Genomic DNA, 4,815 nt, shown 5'->3' on the forward strand with positions numbered 1-4,815 from the left:
GCCCCGACGAACCGTCCGGTTCGTCGGGGCCCTCCGTCGTACGCCGGCGGTGCGACCCGCCCGCTCAGCGCTGGGCGGCGGCGCGCTGGAGGGCGCTGGCCAGGAGGGCGAGGTCGGTGGGGCCGTTGCCGAGCTCGCGGACCGGCCGGCGGGCGGGCGGGGCGCCGAGCTGCAGCGGGTCCACCGCGACCACCGTCGGGCGCAGGGTGGCGGTGCGCGGGATGCGACCGCTGATCCGGGCGGTCTGGAAGGCGGTGACGCCGCCGTCCGGCAGCCGCAGGTAGCCGCGGCCGGGGGTGTCCTCGGGGAGGGCGGCCGCGTCGCCCAGGTGGATCAGCAGGTCGGAGTCGGCCGGGTCGTCGGTGCGCAGCGCGATTCGCAGCAGGGCGGCCTCGTCCACCTCGCTGCCCGCGCTGTCCTCCGGGCGGCCGGTGGCGACGGCGAGGTGGACGCCGAGCGCCCCGCCGCGGCGGGCGACGTCGGCGAGTGCGCGGGCGAGCGGGCGGCCGGCCGGGGAGGTGGGGGAGAGCAGGGCGTCGTAGTCGTCCACGACGACGACCAGGCGGGCCGGGACGGGCGTCGCCGGGGTGGGCGTCGCGGGGGCGGCGCCGGGCCGGGGGCCCTCCGCGCTGCGCGGCGCGATGACCCGGGCCGCCGGGGCGGCCGCGGCTCCGACGGTGGCGGGCACGGGCACCTGCGGGTGCTCCGCCGGCTCGGGCCGCTCGTCCAGCGCGTGCCGGTCGTCCAGGATGCGCGCGGCGTGCCAGGAGGCGAAGTCCAGGCCGTCGAACAGCCGCTCCCGCAGGTCGAGTTCGTCCTCCAGCGCCTCGGCCGCGAGCAGCGCGGCCCGGGGATCGGCGCCGGCGTTCACCAGGCCGGTCACGTGCGGCAGCTCGGTGCAGCCGTCCAGGCCCTCCTCGGTGGGCCGGCCCTCGATGATCGTGACGGCCAGCCGCTCGGGGCGCTCGGAGACCGCGAGCGAGGCGACCAGGGTGCGCAGCAGTTCGGTCTTGCCGGAGCCGCGGGCGCCGCCGATCAGCAGGTGCGGGCCGCCCGGGTCGGGGGAGGGCAGGGCGAGTTCGGGGTCGGCCAGGTCGAGCGTGCACAGCTCGTCCCGGGTGGTGCCGAGCAGTGCGGTGGCGGCGCCGATGCCGCCCGCGTGCGCGGCCCAGCGGGCGGACAGCTTGGCCGGGGTGACGGTGTCGAGCTGCAGCAGGTCGAGCAGGCGCAGCGCGTCCGGCAGCGGGCCGCGGACGGCCGGGGCGGCCTCGCGCAGTGGGGCGAGGACGCGGGCCAGCCGTTCGGCCCAGGCGTCGGAGACGGCGTCCAGTGAGACCTCGTGCAGGGTCTCGCGGCCGCGGGCGACCGGGCGGTCGAGCGAGAGCTGGGTGCCGACCTCGCCGGTGATCAGGGCGGTCGCGCCGAGGCCCCGGGGGAGCAGCTCGGGCTGTTCGGCGAGGCAGACCGGGAAGATGCCGACCGCGGGGCCCTGGCGCAGCAGCAGGTCGAGCGCCTGCCTGGCGGTCTCGGAGGCCGGGCGGCCGTCGACCACGACCACGGTGGCGGCGTGGCCGCCGAGGCCGCTGGGGCCGCTGAGCCGGGCGGTGAGCTCGGTCAGCCGGGCGGCGGCCTGTTCGTCGTCGAGGCCGATCAGCAGGCGGCAGTCCTGGCCGTCGGCCGGGCGCAGGTGGGGCAGCCACAGGGCCCAGGCCCAGGTGTCGACGCGCTCCTCGGGGGTGCGGGCCGGGTCGGCGTCGACCACGACCAGGCTCAGGCCGGTCGGCGGGTGCAGGGCGGCGAGCTGGGCGACGACGGCGCGGGTGAGTGCGTCCAGGCGCTCGCGCGGCCCGCAGAGGCCGAGGCTGCCGGCGGTCTGCAGGTCGAGGGTGACCGGGACGGCGGGCAGCGTGGTGCCGGGCGTGGTGCCGGGGCCGCCGGGGCGGTCGGCGGTGCCCAGGCGCAGGGTGAGCGCGTCGGGGTGGCCGGGGCCGCGCTCCCACAGCCGGGGGCCGGGACCGACGGCGTTGAGCAGCAGGCCGGCGAGGTCGGGCCAGCGTTCGCGCTGGGCGGCGGTCTGGCGCAGCCGTACGGCGGCGTGGTGGCGTTCGGCGCTCTCCTGGCCGGGCGGCTCGGCGGTGCGGCCGGGCAGCAGCGAGAACAGGCCGCGGCCCCGGCCCGGGGCGGGTTCGGGGGCGGCGGGCGGCTCGACCACCGGCGGTGCGGGCCGGGCCGGGCCGGGTGCGGCGAGCTGGAGGTGCCCGTGGCCGTCGGGCAGGGCGGCGCGGACGGCACCGGCGGGTTCGGCCGGGTCGGGGGCGGTGACCTGCAGCGTCGATTCGCCGATCCGCAGCAGGGCGCCGGGCTCCAGCGGGACGGCGGCCTCGGGCGGGCAGGGCGGCACGAGCCGGCCGTCGAGGGTGGTGCCGTTGGTGGACCCGAGGTCGCGGACGGCGACCCGGCCGTCCTCGGCGATGTGCAGTGCGAGGTGCAGCCGGGAGACGTCCGGGTCGTCGAGGGGGACGTCGGCCTCACCGGAACGGCCGATCCGGATCTCCCGGCCGTGCAGCCGGTGCACGCCGCCGGCGTCGGGGCCGCCGACGACGCGAAGTTCGGCGACGGCGGGGGTGTCGTCGGGGTCGTCGGCGGTGGGGTCGGGTTCGTTGAGGCTGAGGACGGCTCCGTCGAGCAGCGGGGGGTGGCCGAGCAGGGTGTGCTCGTCCACCCGGTGCGCCCCGGCGTACAGGTGCACGTGGGTGGCGGCCCGCGGTCCGCGCACGCCCACGGCGCCGGCGAGGGCGCCGGCGATGGCGCCGAGCGCGGTGCCGACGGGCGCGGTGACCAGCACGTCCACGTAGGGGATGGCGGAGCCGGCGGCGGCCGGGCCGCTGCGCGGTCGGAGGACGGTCAGCCGGATCTGCATCTCGCCCGCGGGTCCCTTCTGCTGGTGTGAAGCCTGGTACCCCGGCGCCGTCGCGCACGCACCGGGCGGACGCGGCGACCCCATTGGGCCACACGAGTGGCGAGTGTCCATCCTGCCATCCGGCACGGACGGTCCGCGCACCGTACCGGATTTGACGATCTTGCGATCATCGTCATGGTGGAGGTGGCGGTGAGTCAGGTCAACCACCCCCCTGCCGCCCCCCTGAGCCGGCCCCTCGACCCGCTCCGGGTGGTCCCCTAGGGGATGTCCCCCAACCCTGCTCGGATGGCCTGCCGGTCACCTCAAAAACCCGAACGGACACCGTTAGAGTGGCCGCAGACACGGGCCCGGCAGGCTCACCGCACCAGCGGAGGAGCGCCCCGCGCGGGCGGCACGGCGAGGAGTGCGACAGGTGCGGCCAGTCGGCAGCAAGTATCTGCTGGATGAGACCCTCGGACGGGGTGCGACCGGCACCGTCTGGCGCGGCGTGGTGCGCGAGGACGTCCAGGTGCCGGGCAGCGAGCCCGGCCAGCGGGTGGCGATCAAGGTGCTGCGCGAGGAACTGGCCGCCGACCCGGACGTCGTGATGCGCTTCCTGCGCGAGCGTTCACTGCTGCTGCGGCTGACCCACCCGAACATCGTCCGGGTTCGCGACCTGGTCGTCGAGGGCGAGCTGCTGGCCCTGGTGATGGACCTGGTGGAGGGCCCCGACCTGGCCCGCTACCTGCGCGCCAACGGCCCGTTCAGCCCGATCGCGGGCGCCCTGCTGATGGCGCAGGTCGCGGACGCGCTGGCGGCCAGCCACGCGGACGGGATCGTCCACCGCGACCTCAAGCCGGCCAACGTGCTGCTCGCCTCCACGGTGGTCAACGGCATCGAGCAGATGCACCCGCTGCTCACCGACTTCGGCATCGCCCGCCTCGCCGACTCCCCGGGCGTCACCCGCACCCACGAGTTCGTCGGCACCCCCGCCTACGTCGCGCCGGAGTCCGCCGAGGGCCGCCCGCAGACCTCCGCGGTGGACGTGTACGGCGCCGGGATCATGCTGTTCGAGCTGGTCACCGGCCGCCAGCCGTTCCAGGGCGACAGTGCGCTCGCCGTCCTCCAGGCCCACCTCGCGCAGGAGCCGCAGCGGCCCAGCACCATGCCCGAGCCGCTCTGGACGGTGATCGAGCGCTGCCTGCGCAAGGACCCGGCCCAGCGGCCGAGCGCCACCTCGCTGGCCCGTGCCCTGCGGGTGGTCGCGGCCGGTGTCGGTGTGCACGCCTCCCCGGCGGCGGTGGACGAGGCGCTGGCGGTCGCCGCCCTGCTCCAGCCGGACCCGCAGCCCACCACCGTGCCCGGCGCCGTCCCGGCCGTTCCGGGCGGCACCGAGGCCCGCACCCAGGTGCTGCCGCCGAGCGCCCCCGGCGCCCCCGGGTACGACCCGGCCGCGGCGACCCGGGTGATGGGCACCCAGCCGCCGCCCGCGCCCCCGTACGGCAGCGCGGACCGCACCCAGGTGCTGCCGCCCACCGCTGTGCCGCCGCCCCCGCCCACCGCGCCCCCCGGGCCGCAGGAGGAGGCGCCGCACCCGTGGCAGACCCAGCTGCGCGCGGCGCGGGACCGCAACCAGCAGACCCAGGTCGGCTACTTCGGCCCGGAGGACTACGAGGAGTACGGCGAGCCGCAGGTCGCCCCGCCGCCCTACCAGGCCGGTCAGGGAGCGCCGGGCGGCCGGCCCGGCCACCAGCCGCAGCCGCCGGCCGGCTACCGGCAGGCCCCGCCGCCGCCCGGCTACGCGCAGCGCCCGCCGGTCGCCCCGCCGCCCTACCAGGCCGGACGAGGCGGGCAGGCCGGCCAGGACGGGCAGGGCCCCCAGCGCGGCCATGCCCCCCAGGGCGGCCGCCCGCAGC

2 protein-coding genes are annotated in these 4,815 nt (G+C 78.2%); one reads left to right on the forward strand and one right to left on the reverse strand.

Going from position 1 to position 4,815, the window contains the following annotated elements; genetic code table 11:
• Positions 1 to 64 precede the first annotated feature (64 nt).
• Entirely contained in the window at positions 65 to 2,920 is a 2,856-nt protein-coding gene (locus tag ACFV04_RS43220) for an FtsK/SpoIIIE domain-containing protein (protein ID WP_380536556.1), read from the reverse strand.
• A gap of 412 nt (positions 2,921 to 3,332) precedes the next feature.
• Here ACFV04_RS43220 and ACFV04_RS43225 point away from each other — a divergent pair.
• A partial coding sequence (locus ACFV04_RS43225; protein ID WP_380536557.1) for a protein kinase occupies positions 3,333 to 4,815 on the forward strand: 1,483 nt, incomplete at its 3' end.

Source organism: Kitasatospora sp. NPDC059599 (genome assembly GCF_042735125.1).
In the GTDB taxonomy this organism is placed as follows: domain Bacteria; phylum Actinomycetota; class Actinomycetes; order Streptomycetales; family Streptomycetaceae; genus Kitasatospora.